Origin of the sequence: Rosistilla ulvae (genome assembly GCF_007741475.1) — a bacterium.
GTDB lineage: Bacteria > Planctomycetota > Planctomycetia > Pirellulales > Pirellulaceae > Rosistilla > Rosistilla ulvae.
Window position 1 is genome coordinate 3,937,644 of the sequence record NZ_CP036261.1, and the last position, 23,498, is coordinate 3,961,141.

Below are 23,498 nucleotides of genomic sequence, written 5' to 3' on the forward strand. Positions count from 1 at the left end.
TCCGCCGCGCATCGATTGCACATCCGGCAGCAAATACCCACTCTAAACCATTAAATCAGGGGGCTGTGCCATGGACGGTACGAAGAAACTTCGTCGTTTGGCGCTCGTTACGATTATTGTCAGCGGGACCGGATGCCAATCGACGACTGGATTGTCGACGTTAAACCTTAATCCGTTTAACCGTGCGGCCAGTTCCGAGCAGGAGCCCAAGGTTGCTGTGGTCACCGTCCCTGGCGGAAAAACCAACGCTGCCGCCACAGAATCGGAAGGATTCACGGGCATGCTAGCCGCAGCGGGAACACGAGCTCGCGATCTGGTTGGTGGGGCGTTCAGTTTCGGAGCATCGGCTCCGATCGATGACCCGACGAAGCCGACCGATGCGCTCAGCCTGACGAATACCCCAAACAATCTTGGCCCCGAAGTCTACGTGGCCAACGGCCAACTGTGGGAATCGAGCGGATCATTCGACCGTGCCATCGAGAATTATGCCAAGGCGTTGGAAGTCGATCCGGAGAACGGTCCTGCCCTTGGGGCGATCGCACGTCTGAACGACCGGCAGAACAACTTGGATGAATCGGTCAGCTACTTTGGGAGGGCAATCGAAGCTGACCCAAGCGAACCCACTTTGTACAACGACTTGGGCCTAGTCCTGGCCCGGCAAAAGAAGTATGACGAAGCGGTCGCGCAAATCCAAAAAGCGATTGCCATCGCACCAGCAAACAAACGGTTTGCCAATAATCTAGCAACGGTTTACATGGACGCGGGGGACTCCTCCCAAGCGATGGCGACGCTGGAAAAGGCACACGAACCAGCCGTTGCGCACTACAACATGGCGTACTTGAATTTCAAACGCCAACAGGTTGGGGAAGCCCGCAACGAATTGGAGACCGCGTTGAAGATCGATCCAACTCTCGAGCCAGCTCGGAATCTGTTGGATAAGCTCGGTGGGACGCAGATCGCGCAGGTCACGAAGGAGACGCTCAGTGCCGCCACGTCGGTTACCGAAAGCGTGAAAGATGTCTCCCAAGGTGTGCAAGATACATATCGGGCGTTGACCGAACAGCCCGGCCCGGTGACCGCTTCGATCTCCAGCGGGGTTGCCGAGGCGCTTGCACCGTATGGTGCTCCAGCCCCTTACACGCCACTTGCGTCCGAGTCGGTTCCGTCGATTGGTGTAAACGCACCACAGGCTGAGACGCCACCGGCCCCGACCAGTGTTGTCCCCGCAGCGGATTCGACGCCTACGACACCAGCGACTACAACACCAACGCCTGCTGCTGCGGCACCCGCCGTGGAAACTCCAGCAAGCGGCAATAGTGGTTTTGCGATGCCACCGGCTATCGGCGGCTAGTCTGCTTGCGTCGCGGACCGGGCTCGCGCTTCACTGGCGCCCCGATTGGGCGCGACGCATCTCGAGAAATTTTGCGATTCGACCGAGGCTCTCTTGAGGGCCTCGGTTTTTTTGTGCTCCGAGCGAGAAGCTCGTGTATGGTTCTAAGCAGACAGGAAGCCAGATTCTTTGTCGCGTGTCTGGTCGATTCAACGCGGGATCTCGGTGTTGATTTGCCCGAAGGGCGGACTGGTAGGCCTGTCCGGTATGCAGCGTTCGATGCCAACGCGATCATCTTCGTACGCCATCATCGGCCTTTGATCCGTAATCCATCGTCGCTTCAACACGATCGAAAACCACACAGGAATCGAGAACATGAAGACCACCGGTTTAAATTGTCGTTGTATAGCGTTTGCTCTGCTTGGAATTTTTTTGGGTGCCACAGCGGTCTGGCAGCGGATTCGTCACAGACGCTTCGTGTGCTTTGCTACAACATCCATTACGGGCAAGGAAACGATGGCGTCTATGATTTGGAGCGACTTGCGCGAGTGATCGTCGCCGCGAAGCCCGATCTGGTTGCCCTGCAAGAGCTCGACGTGATGGTCGAACGTTCCGGTCGCGTTCATCAGGCGCAGAGGTTAGCCGAATTGACCGGCTTGGCGGTTCGAATGGGTCCGACTCAGCATTATCAGGGCGGGCTATTCGGCAATGCAGTGCTGACGCGCATGCCGATCGAGGACGTACAGATTCATCCCTTGCCCTACACGCCGGCGACCGAGAGTTTAACGACTTATCCTCGCGGTGCCATTTCGGTGGTCGTGCAATGCACCAATGGGCGTCCGTTACGATTCGTCAGCACGCATTTCCAGCACAACGTTCCTGGCGACCGAGTCGCGGAAGCCGAAGCGATCAACCGACTGTTCGGCACCGACAACGTGCCAACGGTGCTCGCCGGTGACATGAACTCCGTTCCCGGTTCGGAACCGATTGAAATTCTTGGAAACCGCTGGAACAACGCGATCGACCTCGCGGCGTCGCCGACAGCTCCGGCGAAGAAGCCCACCTCGCGGATCGACTACATCTTCTATCGCGGCGGCGGGTTAAAAATGGTCGAGTCGCGCGTTGTGGACGAATCGATGGCATCGGATCACCGTCCGGTGCTGGCCGTCTTTAAGCTGGCCAATTAGCCGCCGATTTGCCCAGCGGTCATGCGACGTCTCCTAGATCCAAGCTGTTGCCGTAACGCGTTAACACGCGTTGCTTCAATAACGCCAGCGATGGATCTTCCAGGTGGGGATCGTTGTCGACAATCTCCATCGCCAAATCGCGAGCGGCTTCCAGAATCTCGGTGTCGCGCAGCGGATCGGCAACACGCAGCGGCGGCATGCCACTTTGGCGAACGCCCAACAGGTCGCCTGGGCCTCGCATGCGATAGTCGGCTTCGGCCAGTGCGAATCCATCGCTGGTGCTGGCAAACGTATTTAAACGCTCGTCATCCTCGGGCAGCCCTTCCTTGTCGGTGAAGACGCAGACGTAACCGGGATGCGAGCCACGCCAAACGCGGCCTCGCAGTTGATGCAGTTGAGCCAACCCGAAACGGTTCGCCCCCAGGATCGTCATCACTGTCGCGTTGGGGACATCGATACCGACTTCGATCACTGTGGTTGCGACCAAGACTTGCAAACGGCCCTGTGCAAAACGGGTCATCGTGTCGTTCTTTTCTTCGGGACTCATCCGGCCATGCAACAGTCCGATGCGAAACGATTTCAGCGGGCCGGTTCTTAATTCGTCGAAGATCTGTTGGGCGCTGCTGACATCTTCTTGTTCCGCCGAATCGACACGCGGCGCCACGACAAACGCTTGTCGCCCCTCACGGACCCGTTGCGCCAGAAAGTCCCACCAGCGTTGTGCCCAATCGTCCTTGGCGAGATACGTATGGACCTGGCTGCGGCCGGGGGGCTTTTCCTTGAGCGTCGTCACATCCAGATCGCCAAACGCCGCCATCGCGACGGTCCGTGGAATTGGTGTCGCGGAAAGAACCAGATAATGTGGATCGAGTCCGCCGCGGCGGAGGTTCGCTCGTTGCGAGACTCCAAACTTGTGTTGTTCGTCGATCACGACCAGCCCCAACTGCTTGAACACGACCTTGTCGTTCAACAACGCCTGGGTGCCGACCAACAGATCGATCTCGCCGTCGGCGGCTGCTTTGAGCACATCGCGGCGATCGAGCGTCGAAAGCGTACCGGTCAGCAATCCCAGCCGCACACGGCTGCGGCTGAGCGATTTGCGGAAGGTTTCAAAATGTTGCCTCGCCAAAACTTCCGTTGGGGCCATTAAAACGGCTTGATGTTTGTTTGCGACCGCCAACAACATCGCGTATTGCGCAATCACTGTCTTGCCGCTGCCAACATCCCCTTGGACCAAGCGGTTCATCGGAAACTGTCTCGCCATGTCGGCACTGACTTCCGCGAACGCTTTCTTCTGGTCGCCCGTCAATTCGAACGGAAAGCGTTTCAAAATCCGGGCGTCGATCGCTGCGTCGACCGGCAGCGGCGGCGAACGCAGGTCGCTTGTCAATTTGCGACGGCGGAGCGCCAGAGCCAGCTGCAGGATAAACAACTCTTGGAAGATCAACCGGCGGCGGGCCGCATCCAACGCGGTTTGATCCTCAGGTTGATGGATGTTTCGCATTGCGTCTTGAATCGATACTAACGACGCAGATTGACGGATCGGTTCGGGGATCACTTCCGCGATTTCATCGGCCAATTCGTCGACTACCGCAGCAATCGCGCGCCGCATATTTGATTGATTGACTCCATCGGTCAATGGATAGACCGGCAGGATCGCTTGTTTCCCGGGCAGTTCCTCCGCTTCCAGCGGAATCACTTTGGGATGGACCAACTCCATCCGCATTCCAGCCAGTCGCGGCTTCCCGCTGACCAGAACCCGCAGGCCGCGGGGAAGCGAATCGAGACGGTAGGGCTGGTTGAAGAACATCATCCGCGCCGCCCCCGAATCATCCTCCACCAAGACGCCCAAAATCGATTTCCCCGCTTTGGTCGTGATCTGGTCGATCTCTGTCACGGTCGCAACGAAGGATGCGGGGAGATTTTCCTTCAGATCAGCGATTCGCGTTCGCGGCGCGGGGTGTTCGTAATCGCGAGGCAAAAAGAACAAAAGATCCCTGGCGGTGCGCAACCCTAACCGGAGCAATTGTTCGGCGCGGGCCGGCCCAACCCCTTTGATAAATTGGGTTGCGGTCGCCAGTTGCAGTGGGGAGGTGGATTGCGAATTGGAGTTCATGCGCCACGCGGATTGCCGAGAGATGGGTCGCCGCGCAGTATACCACGATCGGAAAATTTAGTTCAGTCGTCCTCGCCGGCTAACGCTGCAACGGCGTGCCGACGACGGGCTGGGGGGGCCGCTTCGCCGGATGGCTCCGGAGCGGAAGCGGCCTGCGGAGGTTCGCAATAAAACGATCCGTAGCGTTTGTCCTCGCGAGCGATCAAGCCGAAATTGACGTTGAACAGCCGATGGTGCAGCAGATGATGATGCCCGGTCTTCATCCAGGTGTTCGTGTCGTGCGACGGGAGATGGCCAGCGAAGGCCAAAATAATCTGCCCCAATGTCCAATACCAATTGGGTACCAACATGCCAGCCGGCAGGTTGTATTCGGTGAGTGCGAATTCCAGCGGGGAGATGGTGCCCGAATCGAGTTGTGTTGGCAAAACGCCACGATGATGGATGCTGTGAACGCTGTCGTACAACGGGCGGCAACTGTGAAAGGTCCGATGAACGCGGTAGTAGATCAAGAATGTCGGTTGCAACATAAACCAGAACGTTGCCAACCATACGACCACCGTGCCCCAGAAGATCGACATTACGTGGACGTTCAGCGTGGGATGTTGGGTAAGATCCAGATTCAGCGATTGACGAAGATATTCAAAGCCGGCGATTGTGATCACTTGACTTGAACAGCGGACGACGAGACCGACATTCCCCAGGAAAAAGGCCCACAGCACATGTTGAATTGCGGACCTGCGAGTCTTTAAGTTGGCCTGATGAGTTTGGAAAGTTCGCCCGGCATGCTCCCAGCGAAAGTTGAGCACCCACAAGTAATGGACCAGCCAATAGACCCGCAGCAGCATGTAAAAGCCATACAGCATAACGAAGCTGCTGATCGCGAAGTTCAGCGGCAGCACGACCGGTGCCATCCCCAGATACAACACGAAGGCAAAAGCATAATAGGGGAACATGTGGACCGCCGCGCGGAGGGCGACTTGAGAGTACAGCAGCATCTGCCCCGGCATCGCCCGCAACGCTATTTTGCGATTCATGGTCCGGCGGTCCAACAATAGACCGATCGCCAAGCAACCATCGATCCAGGCCACTAGCCACCAATCGATGGCACCGATCGCAGCAAGCCCGATAAACAGAACGCCCGCGACGAGGTGGCTGTTGTAGGATCCGCCCCCGACCGCAGAGCCCATGAGCGGATATTCAGCCCCCGGCGGTGGCGGCAAAAAGCGTTGTTGTGGCTTTGCGTTTTCAGTATTCATTGCCTGGCATAAGTCGGAGAACCAAGAGGCGGTTTAGGGTAGCCAGCAGACCTTCTGCAATCCAGCTTAGCACGGAATTTCGCTGGGTTTCTCGCCAAATTTTGCCGTCTAGCAAACCTAGCGCAAGCTAAACCTTGCCTCTACATGGTGGTTGAGTGAACGGCCGTCCCGCAGTTGCTCCCGAGGCATTGCAACGCTCGGCATACGAGGGGGCCGACGATGCCTTCAAGGGCGTCGGAGAATTCGACGGCGGGGCACCTAGAGGTGCATCGAAACCGTGAACGGCGGCACGGCCGAAGCTATTCTGAAGTCCTTGATGTTCCACCTGCCGGGGCGCGATATTATGCCGATAGCAACGTTGGACTCCGAAGCCAGCGAGGGCGACTTCCCGCAAAATTAGCGCGATCGTGTTCGCAACGATCGCCGTTCACTTGATCGCGTTTTGCGGAACCCGATCGCGCAGCGGGACCTACCAAATGCAAGACGCTGTCGAACAACAAGAAATCCGCGGCACACGCGGCTACTCGCCCTGTTGGCTGAGCATGGCCGAAGCAAGACCGGCCAGTTGGTAGAAGTTGTCGCAGTGCGCGGAGTAGCGCAGTTGTGGTCGCAGATCATCGTCCATCGCCCGACCGCCAGCCACCAAGAAGACGCCTTTGGGTAAACGAAGGGCAAAATCGTTAAACGTTTGGACAAACGAAGCGCGGTCTTCGATCACTGAAATGCTTACCCAAACCAGTCGCGGTTGGTAACGCGTGACGACGTCAAGCAAGGATTCAAGGGGCAGGTTGTTTCCCAACGAGCGCGCGTTCCAACCCGCCTCGCGTAAAACAAGCTCCACTAGATGCGTAGGTAATTGATATTGGTCGTCCGGTGGGGCACAACCGATTGCTAACGGTGCCTCGGGGCCTGGCAGCGGAATGTACTGGGCCAATTCGTTCACCAAGCGGAAACAGATCTCACAACCGTAACGCTCTTGAAGTACGTCGGATTGGCCGTTTTGCCACCGCTCACCGATCAATTTCATCGAAGCACAGACAACGCTGGCGGCGACTTCGATGAAGCTATCGTTGCGTTTGAACGCTTGATGAATAATTTGTCGGCAAGTCGATTCGTCTGCCGCTAGCAACGCGTTGGTGAACGATTCGACCAAGTCATGACTTTCGCCAACGTTAACTTTCACAGGTGCGGCGAGTGACGGGGGGTCGCTGATCCCTAATTTCTCCGGGGCCGTTAACGTTCGCTGCGTCTCGTGCAGAAACCGGGTTAACGAGTCCATAGAGATACGACGGTGCCCCCCAACCGTCTTGATCGTCGGAATCAAACCGCGATCGCACCAGCGCTTCACAGACGATTCGCTAACGCGCATGGCGTCGGCGATTTGCTTTGGTGAATATTGGACTGAGTTCACGTGATCGCAGGGGACGGAGGTTGGGGGAGGGCGTCGCCGATTCGGTCATCTGTATGAATCGTCCACGACCTTGCACGTTTTGAACGGAATTTGGTCAATCAAAGGGTGACGTTTCATTATTAAGGGGTGTCAACGCTTCAATCGGGGTAATTCGCAATTCCACGGTATTGGGGGGCGGCTGGGCGGTATTTCTTTTGGGCCGAACAACTGATTAAAGGCCTGAAAAGTCGTATCGACCTCACGAAATTATCATTTTCTTGGGAATATAAGTTGCGTGGTTCTTCCGACAACGGTAAAAAGCAAATGGAGAACGTTTTGAACGTTATGAACGTTTCGAGCGAACGATTTGATCCAATCCACTGTCGCAAAGTGAACGGTTAACAATGATCATCGCACTAAATCAATTCCGAAGCCTGCATTTAGCTCCTCGGTATCCGTTTGATTGGTTTAACACCGATGGTCTTGCGGGGGTGCTCGACGAAGTTGACATGGTTGCCAGTTGGCGGCACGTTTCGGCGGAGGAGTTCGAGGCGGAAAAGCGTCGGCTGATCAAACAAGAGATAGAATTCATCGACAATCCTGAGTTCCATGTTCCCGGCGCCGGCCAGCTGTTATTCGACGTCGCGGTCGATTTGGATCGTGAAACGACCCCGCATCACCGGCCTGGCGAGGGGTTGCCGACTCACCTGGATCGACTTTGTTCCGCGAATCTGTTGAAGCCAGAGCAGGAGGTGATGTTGTTTGGGCGGATGAATTTCCTGCTCTGCATGGCGTCGAAGTGTCGCGACAGCTTGCCATTCACCAAGACGGCGGTTCAGCAAGTTGATCGAATCCACGCGTTGCTAGCGTTGGCGGCTTGGCATCGCGACAGGATCATCGAGGCGAATCTGCGACTGGTCTTTTCGATCGTGAAGAAGTTTGTAAACCCGCAAATCACCTTCGACGATCTTCTGGCCGATGGAATCTTGGCCCTGATTCGTGCGGTTGAGAAGTTCGACTACTCCCGCGGGTTCCGCTTCAGCACCTACGCGACACAGGTCGTGCGTCGGAACTCCTATCAGGTCGTTGTCCAACGTCAGGCGGATGACGCGCGGACGCTCGACGGTTTGGATGAGGCGGGAATCGCCGAGGCGGGAGTGCCGCGTGAATCGTTTCTATCAGAACAACGCTGGCATCAACTGCGCGGCCAATTGTCAGTTTTGTTGGATTCGCTCGATCGACGTGAGAAATTGATCATTCGTGCACGTTTTTCGATCGGAGCGCACAGCAAAGTTCAAACGCTGCAGGCGATCGCTGGGCGGTTGGGAATTTCCAAGGAACGAGTGCGGCAGATCGAATCGCGAGCGATCGCGAAATTGCAAGAGATGGCTGCCATTGCCGATTTCCACGAGTTGGGCAGCGTTTAATCTTGGCTTGCCAAGTTCCGTCTCACTTCCGACCATGGATATCCGAACGCTGATAGAATGGACGGCCGCGAAAGTTCTTGACGACCAAGAACTCTTGCGACCTTCCAATTCGGGCTACAGGAATCTCCATGGGAAACATGCAATACCAACGTTCCGTCGACCTACCGGTTCGTCGGGAAATCGCGTTTTCCTACCACGACCGGATCGGGGCGCTTTCCCGTTTAATTCCCCCCTGGGAATCGGTCGCGATCGAACGCAGCGATGATTCGTTGCGGCCAGGCAGCGAAGTGGTGCTGAAAACGCAACTCGGGCCGCTGCCGATTCGCTGGCACGCGCGGCACGAAATCTATCAGCCACCGAGTTTGTTCTCGGATATCCAAATCTCTGGTCCGTTTGCCAATTGGTCCCATCGACATCAATTTGAACCAGGCGAATCGTCCGAGAGTTCTCAATTGTGCGACACCGTCGACTACCGATTGCCTGGCGGCGCGATCGGGGCGGCATTGGGCTCCGGCAAGGTGCTTCGGACTCTCGACGCGATGTTCAATTACCGCCATCGCACCACGCGCGACGACTTGCAGATGTTCGCCGACCACGATCCCGAACCGCTGCGGATCGCTGTCAGCGGATCGACCGGCTTGGTCGGTTCCTGTTTCAATAACGTCGCCACGCTGTTGGGGCACGACATCGTGCGACTTCTGCGCGGTGATCCGGCAACCGACAGCGATTCCTCCGCAGTCGAAGCGATCTACCCTTGGAGCGATTCGTTTGACCCCGAATCGTTTGCGGGAACCGACGCGGTCGTTCATCTAGCCGGCAAACCGATCGCCGATAAACGTTGGACCCCGGAGATCAAACAGCAGATCATCGACAGTCGCGTCACGCAGACGCGAGCTTTGTGCGAACATCTCGCTGCGATGCAAACGCCTCCCAAAGTTGTGGTCTGTGCGTCGGCGATCGGGATCTACGGCGACCGGGGCGATGAAATCCTTAGCGAAGAGTCCGAGATCGGCGAGGGATTTTTGGCTGATGTCGGTCGGCAGTGGGAAGCGGCTTGTAAGCCGGCCGAAGAGGCGGGGATCCGTGTCGTCAATCTTCGCATTGGTTTGGCGTTGTCGCCCCAAGGTGGTGCGTTGCAGCAGTTGTTGCTGCCAGCGAAGCTCGGCGTCAACGGACCGGTTTCCCATGGCAAACAGTGGTGGAGCTGGGTGGCATTGGACGACGTGATCGGTGCGATCTACCACGCGATCAAAACGCCCACGCTGCGCGGACCGGTGAATGTCGTCGCCCCCAATTCGGTCACTTGCGGCCAATTAGCTCGCGATCTAGGCAGAGTCCTGCATCGGCCGGCATTCATTCCGGCCCCCGCACCGATTTTGCGACTGGCGTTGGGAGAGATGGCTGACGCGTTGCTGCTCGCCAGCACGCACGTCGTCCCAAGCAAACTGCAAGCGTCGGGGTATCGCTTCCGTTTCGAAGACCTGACGACCTGTCTCCGTCACCTGCTCGGGAAATGATCGTTCGCTGTGGTTGTGTTAAGATGTCGCCGTTGCCCACGTAGTAGCGGCCAATCATCCTCCAGTCACGGCGTCGCCAATGTTTCGACTTTCCCCCGCTTTCATCTCCTTCACGTTCGCTTTATTAATCTTCGTTCCGTGCGCTGCGTCAGCTGACGACGATCCGCCGAGCGTCTTGCGACAAGAGAATCTCGCCGCATGGTGTATCGTTCCCTTTGACGCCAAGCGACGCGGTCCGGCTGAGCGGGCAGCGATGTTGAAGGAGCTTGGCATCCGACGCTGTGCTTACGACTGGCGTGCCGAACATGTGCCGACGTTTGAGCAGGAGATTCTGGAATACAAGAAGCAAGGGATCGAGTTCTTTGCATTCTGGAGTCATCACGAAGCGGCATTCAAGCTGTTCGAGAAGTACGACCTGCATCCACAGATCTGGCAGACGTTGGCCGATCCCGGCGATCGGGCTGATGGGGACAAGGTCGAAGCGGCCGCGCAGCAATTGCTGCCGTTGGCCCAGTGGACGAAGCAGATCGGTTCTCAACTGGGACTCTACAATCACGGCGGTTGGGGTGGAGAGCCGAAAAATCTAATCGCTGTTTGCCAGCGACTGCGCGAACTGGGGCATGATCATGTTGGCATCGTTTACAATTTCCATCATGGACACGGGAAGATAGACGATTGGGACGCTGCCCTTTCGCAAATGAAGCCGTATTTAATTTGTCTAAATCTGAACGGCATGAACGTCAAGGCGGAACCGAAGATTCTCGGCATCGGCAAGGGAGCCCACGAGCTGTCGATGATCCGCAAGGTGGTCGAGAGCGGATACGACGGGCCGATTGGAATCCTGGACCATCGCAACGAATTAGATGCCCGCGATTCACTGCAGGAAAATCTCGATGGGTTGGCTTGGGTTCGCCGCGAGCTAAACGAACCGGGCAGCGGAGGTCCCAAACCTGCAACCGCCACGCCGACGCCGGACTCCCAGCATAGCGGTCGTCTGTTCCCGGGGGCGGATGCTTACCGGAAGCCGCCGATCACAGTCGAATGCCGCGTTAGGCTCAAGCGCCGCGATCAATACAACATCCTGGTCGCCAGCGACACGAAGCAATCCTCCGACCACTGGGAGCTGTTTTCGATGAACGCCAGCGGTCGCTTGACCGCTTATCTGCCGGGCAAGAAGCCCGACCACGTGCATACTCAGGCGATGATCTGCGATCGGAAACCGCATACGATCGCGATGCATTACGAAACGGATCGCGCTAGGTTGTACGTCGATGGCCGCAAGGTGGCTGATCAAGCGATCGAAACAATGGGCCGCGGCGGACCGATTCCCGGTGGATTGGGAGTTGGACGATTGGTCAAAGGTGGACCGCGGTTGGCGGGGGATATCGAGTGGTTGCGGATCTCGAAAGGTGTCCGCCAGTTACCAGCCGAGCCGCAAGCCAGCGTCGAGCGAGATGATGCGACCATAGGTTGGTGGGATTTTCGCAAGCCATCAAAACCGGCGGAGGGATCGCAATCATCGACGATGCCGCCGACAGCACCGCAGTCGCAGCAGAGTCCCTACGATCCCAAGCTTGTCGAGACGCTGGTTTCCGAAGCACCTGTCCGGGGCGACGCGATCCGTGGTGCGCGCGTCTTCGCCGATGCAAAGCTCGCGTGTTTGTCGTGCCATCGCGTGGGGCCGGTGGGAGGCGAGGTGGGGCCATCGCTTTCAAACGTCGCGGCTCAACGTAAGTTGAAACAGATCGTCGAATCGGTGTTATGGCCGCAGCGAGAGGTTCAGCCGGAATACAAAACCTGGAATGTCCTGACAGCCGAGGGAAAGATCATCGCGGGCTACAAGCATCGAGAGACGGAGGAGCAGCTGACACTGCGCGATCCTGCGTCGGGAGCGTTGATCGCGATCGATACTGCGGAGATCGAACACGAATCGCCCGCCGGCAGCCTGATGCCGGCAGGCCTCACGGCGGCGATGGACCTCCAGCAACAGTTGGATCTATTTTGCTTTTTGGATCAACTGGGCCGCGATAGCCAACCGCCCCAAGCCGAGTGGATCGCTGCGCTCACGCGTGCTCAGAATCATGCGCCGATGGAATTCCCTGTCACTCAAGAACCGTTGCAACCTAACAACTATCGATTCTGGCGACACGCGGTCAATCGCGACCGGCATTTCGATTTCTACACCAAACAAGCGGAGTACTTCCGCCAGCAGTCGCAAGTGCCGATGCTGCTGTCGCCGTTCCCTGGGCTCGACGGCGGCCAACAGGGACATTGGGGCAATCAGAACGAAACGACCTGGGCCAGCGACGATTGGAACCAAGCCGATTTGGGATCGGTGCAAGCGGGAGTCTTTCGCGGCAATGGCGTCACCGTCCCCCGCGGCGTCTGCGTGCGCTTAGGCGACGAACATGAACTGTCGGCCTGCTTCAACCCCGACACGTTGACCTTCGATGCGGTTTGGAAAGGTGGATTCGTTCGGATCGATTCGGTTCGACACGGCTTTGTCGGTGGATTGCGAATGCAAGGCAAACCGGTTTCCCTGCCGGATCAATCGGCTCCCGACAAACCGTTCCAATACAAAGGGTTCTATCGGCACGGGGATCGCGTCGTGTTTGCCTACACGATCGATGGCGTCGATTTCCTCGATACGGGTTGGGTCGAGAATGGTGAGTTCAGCCGCGAGCGTGCGCCGATCGAAGAGCATTCGCTGCGGCATGTGGTTCGCGGCGGCCCCAGTCGCTGGCCACATCCGTTGGAGACGAAGATCACGCCCGGTACGGGACGGCCCTTTGCAATCGACAGCATCGATCTGCCGATCGACAATCCTTGGCGGATGCCAATGTTTTGCGGAGGAATCGACTTTCTGCCCGATGGTGACGCGTTGGTCTGCACGATGCAGGGGGACGTGTGGCGGGTGAGCGGTCTGGATTCGGAGTCCACAAAACCTGGGAAGGCACGTTGGCGGCGGTTTGCCGCTGGCCTGCACCATGCGTTGGGCATCGTCGTTTCCGATGGGGAGATCTACGTACAGTGCCGAGATCAATTGACTCGGTTGACCGATCTCAACGGCGATGGCGAAGCCGACTTCTACGAGTGTTTCAGCAACGCTTTCGAAACCTCGCCCGCCGGGCATGACTACATCTGCGGGTTGCAACGCGATGCGGCGGGGAATTTTTATACCGCGTCGGGGAATCAGGGACTCATGCGGATTTCTCCCGACGGGCAGCGCGCGGATGTGGTGGCGACAGGTTTTCGTAATCCCGATGGCCTTGGTTTGTTGAGCGATCAAACAGTCACGGTTCCGGTTTCGGAAGGATCTTGGACGCCGGCATCGATGATCCACGCTGTCGATCTTTCACTGACGAGCGACGTGGGCGCTCCACCTCATTTCGGATATGGCGGCCCACGCAAAGACCAACCGCCACAATTTCCGCTCGCTTACTTGCCGCGCGGACTCGACAACTCCAGCGGCGGACAAACGCAGGTTCCGGATGAACGCTTTGGACCATTGGCTGGCCAGTTGTTGCATTTCTCGTTTGGTGCAGGATCTTGGTTTGTCGTGTTGCGAGACGAAGTTGACGGCCAGTCGCAAGGAGCTGTCGTCCCGATGGCGGGTGACTTTCGATCGGGCATTCATCGCGGACGCTTCCGATCGGCCGACGGGCATCTGTATGTTGCCGGCATGTCGGGCTGGGGATCGTACACGCCCGACCATGGTTGTTTGGAACGCGTCCGCTTCACAGGCGAAGCGTTTCAAGTTCCGACCGGCTTTCACACGCATCGCAATGGGATCCGCGTCGACTTTGCATTGCCAGTCGATCCGTCGATCGCGACCGATGTCGGTCGGCAATTTGCCCAGTGTTGGAACTATCGGTACAGCGGAGCTTACGGTTCGCCGGAGTATTCGCCGACACATCCCGGCGTTGCGGGGCACGATCCGTTGCAGATCCGTTCGGTGCATCGCTGCGGCGACGGACGATCGATCTTTCTCGAGATTCCGGATCTGCAACCGGTCAATCAATTGCATTTGCGATTGCGCGTCAACGACGACGCGACGCCATCGTGCAATCCCGCCGGGTCGGGGCACGATCTGTTTGTGACGGTTCACAAACTGGACTCACCGTATGAAGGCTTCGACGGCTATCGACCTCGGCAGAAGACGATCGCCGCGCATCCGATGTTGGTCGATCTGGAGACCAATTCGGTGCGGGTGCCGAATCCATGGGGCGAAGCGATCGATGGTGCGAGGAAGGTCGAATTGCGGACCGGCAAGAATCTGACGTTTGCCCAGCGGGAATTGAGAGTTCGGGCGGGGGAGGCGATCGAATTGACGCTGATCAATCCCGATGTCGTCCCACATAATTGGGTTCTGGTGCGCCCCGGCACATTGCCGCAGGTGGGGCAATTGGCCAATGCATTGATCGCCGACCCGGCAGCCTTTGCCCGGCAATACGTTCCCGAATCGGACGACGTGCTCGTCTATACCGACATCGTTGCTGCTGGCGATCGACAGCGTGTCGCGTTTCATGCGCCAACGATTCCCGGGCGTTATCCATTCTTGTGTACATTTCCTGGCCACTGGATGGTGATGAACGGTATCATGGTTGTCGACGAAAATTGAAGCTCTTTTCAGATGACAATGTTTTCAGTCAACTTCTCGGTAACTAACGATCACTCCCGCTCCTCGATGAAAGCTGCTCCAGATATGAAATGGATTTGTAGTTTGTTGTTTTTGTTCCCGCTGCTGTTTCAAGCCGTCTGTTGTGGGCAGGACGTCGCCACCGAGATGTCGCTCGCCGAGATGGTGATGCAGCGCGATGATGCTTACGGATGGGAGATCTGCGATCGCGGACAGATTTCCGATTGCGAGTACTTGCAACTGCATTTGACGTCACAGCGTTGGCAGGGCGTGACGTGGCAACATACGTTGATCGTGATCCTACCGCCGCAGGTCGACCCTCAGCAGAACAACGCCCTGATGCTGATCGATGGAGGACGTTGGAAGGAGAGCTGGAATGAAAACGGTCCCGGCGCGTTGCCGCTGCCCGAGACGGCGAAGTTGATGGCGGTGATGGCTCGCGATCTGAAGTCTCCCGTCGCGATCATCCGCCAGGTGCCGTTTCAGCCGATGATGGGCGGACTGCACGAGGATGCATTGATCGCCATGACGTTGAAGAAGTACTACGAGACGGAGGACCGATCATGGCCGCTGCTGCCCGCCATGGCGCGAGCCGCATCGCGGGCGTTGGACGCGGTGACCGAAGTCGCGGAACAGGAATGGAAGCTGAAACTCGATTCGTTCACCGTTACCGGAGCCAGCAAGCGCGGTTGGACGACGTATCTGTTGGGAGCGACCGATCCTCGCGTCAAAGCGATCGCACCGATGGTGATCGACATGTTGAACATGGAACCGCAGATGAAACATCAACTGGCCGCCTGGGGCGCTTATTCGCCGCAGATCGAAGACTACACAAAGCTCGGTTTACAGAAATCGATCGGCACGCCGGCTGGGAACGAATTGATGCAGATGATCGATCCCTACACTCAGCGGGAAAAACTGAAGATGCCGAAGCTGGTCATATTGGGGACCAACGATCCCTATTGGCCTGTCGATGCTCAGCAGTTCTACTTCGAAGATCTTCCCAAGCCGCGGACGCTGTTAAACATCCCCAATAACGGTCATGGTCTGAAAGACATCTCGCGGATGATCGGTTCGATCTCGGCTCTGCATCGCAGCATGATCACCAAGACCCCGCTGCCAACGCTGCAGTCGCAGTGCATCGACCAAGCGGGAAGCACCGCGATCGTTGCCAGCAGCGACAAATCGCCGAGCCGCGTTTACGGTTGGATCGCGCGATCGAAGAGCCGCGATTTCCGTGACGCCCGCTGGCACGCGAAAGCGTTGTCGGCCGAATCCGATGGAACGTGGCGGCTGCCGTTGGCAAAGCCCGACGAGGGCTATGTGGTCGGGATGATCGAAGCTCAATACGACGGTCCGACGACCTTTCCGCTGTCGATCACAACAATGGTGCAGGTATTGCCTGGCTTGAAAGTAACGACCGCCAGCGGCGCGCAATGATCTCGCGGCACCGGACTGACAGCGGCCGCAGCGCCAACCGACTTCTCCGATTGGATCGTTTTTGGGGAATACCAATGCGTGCCGACGAACAATCCGGCGGGGTTTCGGGGCGAAGATGATTGCACATTAATAGGATCACGGGTATCATCCAGGCTAACCTAGGGAGCGGTGGTGAAGACCACCTTGCTAATCACATTAGGTTGATTTTTGCGGGCGTTCGCCATTCGACAACGCCCATTCCACTGAATTTGAATATACGAAGACTTTTCGACCCGGGCCTTGGTTGGCCGCTGGTTGGCTTCGACAAATTTGGTCGCAAAGCTAAATGATGTACGTATTGATGTTACTGCTTCTCTTTGTCCTCGGACTGTTTTACTTGCTTGGCAGCGTTGGGCTGCTGCGTGCGGATCGCCATGTGTTAGCGATCCTCGCAGCCTCCACCGACCGTGTCGGGGCGTTGCCGCGAGCAGCCTGGTCTGAGAATTCGATTTTGTGGCGAAATCTACCGAGCGATCTTGAGTCGCTCGGATTTTGTCCTTCCGGCTGCGGTGCCTGTTGCGCCGACGCAACGCCAGGAAAACAATCGCAGCGTCCCTTGTTAAGGACGCTCGTATTTTTTATGCCACGTATATTCGCCGCTGCAGAGCTTCATTCCTCTCATTCAAGCCGACCGATCACGCCTGTCGATTCAACCAATTAACGCGGAACTGTCACAGATTGGAAGCGTTGAGATCGGTAGATCGCAACGAGTCCTATCGCTGGCGTTGCGCTGCAGCCAACCACCGCAAAGGTCGTGAATTCTTCCTGATCGATAAAGGGAGTTCGCGATGAACGCGCTAGACAACATCTTGGGGCTGCAGCTCCATCTGCTGGCGGCAGTCGACAAGGAGTCGGCTTCGGAGTTCGGCCTCTGGTTGGTTTCTACATCGACCCTGATTCTGCTCGCCCTGGCCGGGGCGTTGTTCGGTTTCTACAGCAATTGGCTCTACCAACGGACGCTCGACAAACGCGGTATCCGCCAGGCCCAGCTCGATTCCCAAGCGATGATCGAAAAGGCCAAGATGGAGACCGAATCGATCCATAAAAACGCAGCCTTGGAAGCCAAGGAGATCGTGATTCGGCACAAGGCGGAAGCGGACGAGGAGATCAGCCGGGTCAAGGAATCACTCCGTGAGACACGCCACGAATTGGAATCTCGCGCCGCCACGCTGGCTCAATCCGAAGAGGGGCTGAAGAAACAGGAACGTGGGCTCGAGAACACCCAGCGACGGCTGGCTCAACAGCTCGAAGCGGTTAATCGCAAACGCGAGCGGCTGGATCAACTGACCGATGAAAAGCAGAAGATCCTGCAACAGGCCAGCGGGATGTCCAAGGAGGAGGCGTCGAAGCAGTTGATGCAGACGCTGCAGATGGAACTGGATCAAGAGATCGGCACGGCGATCCTGCACCACGAACGCCACCTCTCTGAATCGCTCGATGCCAAGGCCCGCGAGATGTTGTTGACGGCGATGCAGCGTTACGCCGCAGTGCACACCGCCGAGAATACGACAAGCACCGTCGACATCCCCAACGACGATATGAAGGGGCGGATCATCGGCCGCGAGGGACGCAACATCCGCGCGTTCGAAAAGGCGACCGGGATCGACGTGATCATCGACGATTCTCCCGGCGTGGTGATCGTCAGCGGATTTGATCCGGTCCGCCGCGAACTGGCTCGCCAATCGCTCGACAAACTGATCTCCGACGGCCGCATCCATCCCTCGCGGATCGAGGAAGTCGTCGCACAGACGTCGAAGGATCTCGACGAATTCATCCGTCGCAAGGGAGAAGAAGCTGCCGACGAAGTCAACGTGCCGGGGCTGAACAAGCGGATCATCGAGATGCTCGGCCGCCTGCACTTCCGAACCAGCTACAGCCAAAACGTGTTGCGGCACAGCATCGAAGTCGCCTACTTCTCCAGCATGATCGCCGAGATGATCGGTTTGGATCCCGACGTCGCTCGCCGCTGCGGATTGCTGCACGACATCGGCAAAGCGGCCGACCACGAACTCGAAGGGGGCCACCCCAAGATCGGTGCCGATCTATTGAAGCGTCACAACGAATCGCCCGAAGTCGTCCACGCGGCCTTTGGCCACCACGACGAGATCATCACCGAATTCCCCTACACGGTGCTCGTCGCGACCGCGGATGCTTGCAGCGCCAGTCGCCCCGGGGCTCGTCGCGAATCGTTGGAACGGTACGTCAAACGGATGGAAGAACTCGAATCGATCGCCACCGACTTCGATGGCGTCGAACAAGCGTTTGCGATCCAAGCGGGCCGCGAGTTGCGAGTGATCGCCAACTCCAAGATCACCGACGATGCCAAAGCGGCGGCGATCTGCCGCAACATCGCCAAGGCGTTCGAGCAACAGTTGACGTATCCCGGCGAGATCAAAGTCACCGTGGTCCGCGAGAGCCGGTTCACCGAACTAGCCCGCTAACACTCCGCCGCCACAACAATCCCCTTCACCCGCCCGACGCAGCCGGGAGGGTGAAGTTGCTCGCCCGTTTAAGCACAATACCGTTCAACGCAGGAGCCTAGGGCCGTGGAAAGAATTAGCGGCGGGACGTAGTGGACGAGGTTACGAGTCCCAGCGATTTGGTCTGATGCAAAAGGACTCGTAGCCTCGTCCACTACGCTTCGTTCAACGGTATTGCGTTTAAGCAGCACTCCACCCGCTCGGCGGAGCTGGGAGGGTCGGAAAACGAGCGTTTAGCAAGTTTTTCGGGGAGGGTTTTCCCGTGGGACAGACCAGCCGCAAGTTGCCGCGTGCCTCCCCTCCCCGAACCCCGCTGCGCTGGTTCGACCCTCCCCTTCAAACTGCGTTTGGGGGAGGGTGAAGGCTGGTGGGGCGCCACGTTTTCTTACACCTGGGACTTGCGTCACCAGGCTAACGCATGGCGTCGCTTCGCGACTGACGCGTTTTCGAGTGGCGAAGCCATGCCATGCAACAGCCTGGGACGTAAGTCCCAGGAAATCGCCCTCCATCACGCCATTTCAAGCCCGCAGTCGCAACGCGACGTCATGCGTTAGCCTCGCGACGCAAGCCCCGGGAACTGGGCCAATCCCCATCCACGCTTGTTAGTTTAGGCGATCTGCAAAGCTCGTGCGTTTTTGACCGATAAAACGCTGGACCGGGGCGAACAAATGCCGATAGGAGGCTTGTAGGATTTGAAACAAGAGGAACTCCGGAGCGCACCCGATGTCCAATGCACAACGTTTGGATGAAGTCAGAGCTTTTCTGCAGGCTTGGTTCTCGAAGAGCCATCCGTCCAACGTTTGGAGTGCAACCGAGTCAATCTTGATCAGCGACGGGCATTATTGCGGCCGCCGCTTCGCTTTTGGTCCCTACACCGCGATCTGGTTCGTCGAAGAAAACCAGGTCAAGATCTTCGATCCCGATGGATCGGTCGCCGTTCGCCAAGACTGCAGCGAACTGTTCGGAGAAGAGCCGACGATCGAAATCCGCCGCGCGGCCTAAAGCGCCCGCGCCCCGTAGTGGACGAGGTAACGAGTCCCTCTGTCCCCAAGGAAAATTCCCTTTGCGAGGACTCGTGGCCTCGTCCACTACTGTTAGGTTGCGTCTCGAACCTAGCCGTTGGAGACGATACGTCGCTCGATCGCTTTGGCCGACAGTGGCGTGATCTTGGCCGCTGAAGAGACGTTGGTCATCAACAAGTCTTCGCTCTTCGCCTTCGAACCGTCGGTTTCGTATTCGACGATATAAGCGCCGATCTGAACGTGTGGTTCTTCGTAAACCGGTGGCCAGAAGGCTTCGCTGCGAGTGGCCAGGGTTTTCGCCAGGTAGCGAGTCGCTCGCCCGGTGAATCCGCTGAGCACCATGTCTAGCCGCCCCAATGCTTCGCGGAAGATGTAGAAGACCAACGCGACGTCGGAGTTTTGTCCGCCACCGGCCCATTCCCAGGTCCCGTTGTCGGTCTCGACCCATAGGCCGGGCTTGTCGGCAGCTTCGGTTTTCGACAACCGTTCCCCCGCTGTGGAGGATGGTGGTTTGGGATCGAAGTCCCGGTATCGCATGAAGAAAGGACAGGCGCGGTCCGATGCCTTTTCCACATCGTCTTGCGAAACAAACGGGTCGCAGCCAAACGCTTCCGAAAACAGCACCTCGGCGACCGGGTTGCTTTTCACGCTACCGATGCAAACCATTGCTTTGTCGCCGGGGGCACCGGAGAACGATTCGTACACCGAATTCGCACGCAGGTGAGTCTCTTCGGTCGAGACGTGCCCGGGACTCCAGACCAGTGTCTGCAGCAAACGTTCGGGTTGCGGAGGGTTCTCTTCGGCTTTGGTCGTGCCGTTGGCGCTCGAACCGGCCGCATGGTGGCGAGCCGATCCGCCGAGGGTCGAGACGCCGTTCAGCAATGCGCCCATCAAAACCGAGTCGGACGCGACGACCCAAGCCTGTTCGGGAGCGTCGTTGACATCCCCCTGGCGGATGCCTACGCACAGCTCTAGCTGGCGCCGGCGGGCCAATAATTCCCAAAAGTGTTCGGCGCGAACTGCAAATAATGCTCCGGGCAATTCGGCTGGCGTCGCGTGGCCGTGATCGATCAGATAATCGCAGAGCTTCGAAAGTGCTTCGATTGGAATGTACTTCGCTTCATTTTTCAGCAGCGAAGCAACTTGATGCCTGTCCAGGCCGGTGTGCTCAACGATCGCCTTGATCGTACCCGGACGGCGGCGGCGGTCGGGATTGTGCCCTAGGAGCTCTGCAAGGCGAAATGCATAACGCATGACGTTCAGTCCTTAACTTTTGTATAGAGTTTTCATAGCCGCGCTCGAGCCAAATCAAAGTAGAGCCGACTAAAGTGCCGAATTTTCCCCTCAAGGTAGAATTCCAATCTAATTAAAGCGGCTGCTCTTCCATAGGGGGGCGAGCCCGCAAAATTGAGATTCAGGAAATAATGGCTGCCATTTCCCCCCAGGTGGTAATTGATGCCTAGTTTTTGCAGGAGCCACGATTGGTGAAATTGCGTTGGCTGATCTCCCTTGTCTATTGGCCAACGTATTGCGCATACAGCGATCGGGCTTTAGCGACCTCCTCGGTTCCGGCAACGATTGCCCTTCCGTCGGCGAAAAGCGTGATCTCGAAGGGAGCGACGCTCAAGCGGACCAAGAAACGGTTCTGTTGCACATCGCCGATCTCCTGCCACTGAGCGGCGATCCTGTCGATCGAAACCGCTCGCCCACCGGGAATCTGCACCGCGTTGCGGCCACATAAAACGATCGGTTGGGCGGCGAAGTCGCCGTTGAGGAAATCAAACGACCGCTGCTGACACAGCGGGCAATTCGCCTGTGCCGATTTACGGATCTCGATCTGCAACGTTCTTGAGGTCCACAGGTCGATCGATTGCAGTTTCCCCTGCAGCGATGCATTTCCGCTGACGATCCATTGGATCGCTTGGCCGACCTGCAGGCTGGCGATCGTATGCGTTGCGGCATTTAAAACCCCCGCGGTATCGCAGGTCGCAACCGATCCAGCTTCTGGCAGATCGGGGACGACACAGCGGAAGCAGGGGCGATCGACGCTGCGAAAGAATCCGACCTGCCCTTGTGCTCCAACACAACCGCCGTGGACCCATGGCTTGCCCAACTTGACCGCCGCGTCGTTCAACAGCAACCGGGTCGGAAAGTTGTCGGTTGCATCGATGACCAGATCAATGCCAGCCATCAGCCGCAGAATGTTGCCCGGATCGACGTCGCAGACCTCCGCCTCGATCTCGATCTCGCTATTGATCCGTGTCAGCCGCGCCGCTGCCGCCGCTGCTTTGGCGATTTGCAATTCAGCATCCGATTCCTCGAACAGCGACTGGCGTTGCAGATTGCTCCATTCAACGGTATCGCGATCGACAAGCCGCAAAAATCCGACTCCCGCGCGAGCTAACAGTTCCGCCGCGACGGTTCCCAACGCACCGACACCCAGCACGAGCACACGCGCCGCAGCGATCCGCGCTTGGCCATCGGCGGCGATCGGGGCAAATTGAATTTGGCGTGCGTATCGTGTCGAACGAGTCATATTGCTATTTATTGGGGTGCGACATGCAAATCACTTCGCGCGGATTGGCGCAACTGCCTCCGCCGCGATTGACGTTGTTTCGGGGGGCGTTGCTTCGGTAAGCTCTGCGCTTCCAAGCTCTCCAAAACACCGTTGAGTCACGACGTGGATCTCTCGATCATTATTCCGATTTTCAACGAGGCCGATAGCGTCCGTCCGCTATACGATCGGATGACGGGGGTGATGCCTCAGCTGCCCGCGGCGACCGAGATCGTCTTCGTCGACGATGGATCCAACGATGGCAGTTCGCAGCGGTTGGACGAGATCGCCGCCCGCGACCGCCGCGTGACAGTCGTTCACTTTCGCCGCAACTACGGTCAGACCGCCGCGATGCAAGCGGGGCTCGAACAGGCCCGCGGCCGCGTGCTTGTTACGCTCGATGGCGATCTGCAAAACGATCCGCACGATATTCCTGCGATGCTGGATGCGATCGACCAAGGGGCCGACCTGGTCCATGGCTGGCGGAAGGATCGCCACGACACTTGGCTCACGCGCAAGCTCCCCTCGCTGATCGCCAACCGCTTGATCTCGCGGGTGACCGGGCTGCCGATCCACGACCTCGGCTGTACGCTCAAAGCGATTCGGGCCGAAGTCGCCGACGAATTGGATCTATACGGCGAGATGCACCGCTTCATCCCCGTGCTGGCGCATGCCCGCGGCGCGCGGTGCCACGAGATGGTCGTCGCCCATCACGCCCGGCAGTTTGGGACCAGCAAATATGGGCTCAGCCGCACGACTCGCGTTGTGTTGGATCTGATCACCGTCAAGTTCTTGATCGACTACATGGATCGGCCGATGAAGCTGTTGGGCCGACTGGCGCTTGCGGCCCTTGCGGTCAGCGGTTTCGCGGGCCTCGGCGTCGCGGCGATGAAGCTTTTCAGTGGCATCGATATGACAGGCAATCCGCTGCTGCTGCTGACAGTTTTTATGGGGATCGTCTCGTTGCAGTTCTTGGGGCTTGGGCTACTTGGCGAAATGAACACGCGACTCTATTACCAACGCAGCAATCGCCGCCCATTTGCGATCCGCAGCATCAACCAATCCGCAAACCAGACCGTTGCCATGAACCGCGCCGCGTAG

The 23,498-nt window shown here is 57.8% G+C and carries 15 protein-coding genes and 1 pseudogene; 10 read left to right on the top strand and 6 right to left on the bottom strand.

Going from position 1 to position 23,498, the window contains the following annotated elements:
- The first annotated feature begins 70 nt into the window (after window positions 1-70).
- Together EC9_RS13880 and EC9_RS13885 are read left to right on the top strand one after the other, a co-directional pair.
- Window positions 71-1,351, top strand: a complete 1,281-nt coding sequence (locus EC9_RS13880; protein ID WP_145346124.1) for a tetratricopeptide repeat protein — start codon at window positions 71-73, stop codon at window positions 1,349-1,351.
- A 458-nt stretch (window positions 1,352-1,809) separates the two neighbouring features.
- Entirely contained in the window at window positions 1,810-2,517 is a 708-nt protein-coding gene (locus tag EC9_RS13885) for an endonuclease/exonuclease/phosphatase family protein (protein WP_218934127.1), read from the top strand.
- 19 nt (window positions 2,518-2,536) lie between these two features.
- Here EC9_RS13885 and recG read toward each other — a convergent pair whose 3' ends face one another.
- The 4 genes and pseudogenes from recG to EC9_RS27310 form a co-directional block, all read right to left on the bottom strand.
- Window positions 2,537-4,633, bottom strand: a complete 2,097-nt coding sequence (gene recG / locus EC9_RS13890) for an ATP-dependent DNA helicase RecG (protein ID WP_145346128.1) — start codon at window positions 4,631-4,633, stop codon at window positions 2,537-2,539.
- A 62-nt stretch (window positions 4,634-4,695) separates the two neighbouring features.
- Complete coding sequence (locus EC9_RS13895; RefSeq protein ID WP_145346130.1) at window positions 4,696-5,889, bottom strand: sterol desaturase family protein; 1,194 nt, start codon at window positions 5,887-5,889, stop codon at window positions 4,696-4,698.
- A gap of 520 nt (window positions 5,890-6,409) precedes the next feature.
- The gene (locus EC9_RS13900) at window positions 6,410-7,072 is read right to left on the bottom strand and encodes a cobalamin B12-binding domain-containing protein (protein WP_246105670.1); all 663 of its coding nucleotides are present in this window, start codon (window positions 7,070-7,072) and stop codon (window positions 6,410-6,412) included.
- 81 nt (window positions 7,073-7,153) lie between these two features.
- Window positions 7,154-7,300: pseudogene (locus tag EC9_RS27310) on the bottom strand (helix-turn-helix domain-containing protein); the annotation flags it as partial.
- A gap of 383 nt (window positions 7,301-7,683) precedes the next feature.
- Here EC9_RS27310 and EC9_RS13905 point away from each other — a divergent pair.
- The 7 genes from EC9_RS13905 (at window position 7,684) to EC9_RS13935 (ending at window position 19,823) form a co-directional block, all read left to right on the top strand.
- Complete coding sequence (locus EC9_RS13905; protein WP_145346134.1) at window positions 7,684-8,706, top strand: sigma-70 family RNA polymerase sigma factor; 1,023 nt, start codon at window positions 7,684-7,686, stop codon at window positions 8,704-8,706.
- A 128-nt stretch (window positions 8,707-8,834) separates the two neighbouring features.
- Window positions 8,835-10,223, top strand: a complete 1,389-nt coding sequence (locus EC9_RS13910; RefSeq protein WP_145346136.1) for a TIGR01777 family oxidoreductase — start codon at window positions 8,835-8,837, stop codon at window positions 10,221-10,223.
- Window positions 10,224-10,302: 79 nt separating this feature from the next.
- On the top strand, window positions 10,303-14,844 hold the full coding sequence (locus EC9_RS13915; RefSeq protein WP_246105671.1) for a DUF6797 domain-containing protein: 4,542 nt from the start codon (window positions 10,303-10,305) through the stop codon (window positions 14,842-14,844).
- 84 nt (window positions 14,845-14,928) lie between these two features.
- On the top strand, window positions 14,929-16,302 hold the full coding sequence (locus tag EC9_RS13920) for a PhoPQ-activated pathogenicity-related family protein (RefSeq protein WP_218934128.1): 1,374 nt from the start codon (window positions 14,929-14,931) through the stop codon (window positions 16,300-16,302).
- A gap of 325 nt (window positions 16,303-16,627) precedes the next feature.
- Window positions 16,628-17,002, top strand: coding sequence for a hypothetical protein (locus EC9_RS13925; protein WP_145346140.1), 375 nt, complete (start codon window positions 16,628-16,630; stop codon window positions 17,000-17,002).
- A 127-nt stretch (window positions 17,003-17,129) separates the two neighbouring features.
- Complete coding sequence (gene rny, locus EC9_RS13930) at window positions 17,130-18,782, top strand: ribonuclease Y (protein ID WP_145346142.1); 1,653 nt, start codon at window positions 17,130-17,132, stop codon at window positions 18,780-18,782.
- Between the two features lie 762 nt (window positions 18,783-19,544).
- The gene (locus EC9_RS13935) at window positions 19,545-19,823 is read left to right on the top strand and encodes a hypothetical protein (protein ID WP_145284375.1); all 279 of its coding nucleotides are present in this window, start codon (window positions 19,545-19,547) and stop codon (window positions 19,821-19,823) included.
- 110 nt (window positions 19,824-19,933) lie between these two features.
- Here the strand turns inward: EC9_RS13935 and EC9_RS13940 are convergent, their stop codons facing one another.
- Together EC9_RS13940 and EC9_RS13945 are read right to left on the bottom strand one after the other, a co-directional pair.
- Complete coding sequence (locus EC9_RS13940) at window positions 19,934-21,097, bottom strand: helix-turn-helix domain-containing protein (protein ID WP_145346144.1); 1,164 nt, start codon at window positions 21,095-21,097, stop codon at window positions 19,934-19,936.
- Between the two features lie 259 nt (window positions 21,098-21,356).
- Window positions 21,357-22,379 carry a ThiF family adenylyltransferase gene (locus EC9_RS13945; RefSeq protein ID WP_145346146.1) on the bottom strand — a complete coding sequence of 341 codons (1,023 nt, stop codon included), beginning with the start codon at window positions 22,377-22,379 and terminating at the stop codon, window positions 21,357-21,359.
- Between the two features lie 144 nt (window positions 22,380-22,523).
- On the opposite strand from EC9_RS13945, the gene EC9_RS13950 reads away from it, so the two are divergent.
- Complete coding sequence (locus EC9_RS13950) at window positions 22,524-23,498, top strand: glycosyltransferase family 2 protein (RefSeq protein WP_145349148.1); 975 nt, start codon at window positions 22,524-22,526, stop codon at window positions 23,496-23,498.

What these genes read in the sequence shown, in the direction of transcription:
- EC9_RS13915 (WP_246105671.1), top strand. Translation starts at nt 10,303, where the DNA reads ATGTTTCGACTTTCCCCCGCTTTCATCTCCTTCACGTTCGCTTTATTA.
- EC9_RS13880 (WP_145346124.1), top strand. Translation starts at nt 71, where the DNA reads ATGGACGGTACGAAGAAACTTCGTCGTTTGGCGCTCGTTACGATTATT.
- EC9_RS13920 (WP_218934128.1), top strand. Translation starts at nt 14,929, where the DNA reads ATGAAATGGATTTGTAGTTTGTTGTTTTTGTTCCCGCTGCTGTTTCAA.
- EC9_RS13910 (WP_145346136.1), top strand. Translation starts at nt 8,835, where the DNA reads ATGGGAAACATGCAATACCAACGTTCCGTCGACCTACCGGTTCGTCGG.
- EC9_RS13925 (WP_145346140.1), top strand. Translation starts at nt 16,628, where the DNA reads ATGATGTACGTATTGATGTTACTGCTTCTCTTTGTCCTCGGACTGTTT.
- EC9_RS13935 (WP_145284375.1), top strand. Translation starts at nt 19,545, where the DNA reads ATGTCCAATGCACAACGTTTGGATGAAGTCAGAGCTTTTCTGCAGGCT.
- EC9_RS13895 (WP_145346130.1), bottom strand. Translation starts at nt 5,889, where the DNA reads ATGAATACTGAAAACGCAAAGCCACAACAACGCTTTTTGCCGCCACCG.
- rny (WP_145346142.1), top strand. Translation starts at nt 17,130, where the DNA reads ATGAACGCGCTAGACAACATCTTGGGGCTGCAGCTCCATCTGCTGGCG.
- EC9_RS13905 (WP_145346134.1), top strand. Translation starts at nt 7,684, where the DNA reads ATGATCATCGCACTAAATCAATTCCGAAGCCTGCATTTAGCTCCTCGG.
- EC9_RS13945 (WP_145346146.1), bottom strand. Translation starts at nt 22,379, where the DNA reads ATGACTCGTTCGACACGATACGCACGCCAAATTCAATTTGCCCCGATC.
- EC9_RS13940 (WP_145346144.1), bottom strand. Translation starts at nt 21,097, where the DNA reads ATGCGTTATGCATTTCGCCTTGCAGAGCTCCTAGGGCACAATCCCGAC.
- recG (WP_145346128.1), bottom strand. Translation starts at nt 4,633, where the DNA reads ATGAACTCCAATTCGCAATCCACCTCCCCACTGCAACTGGCGACCGCA.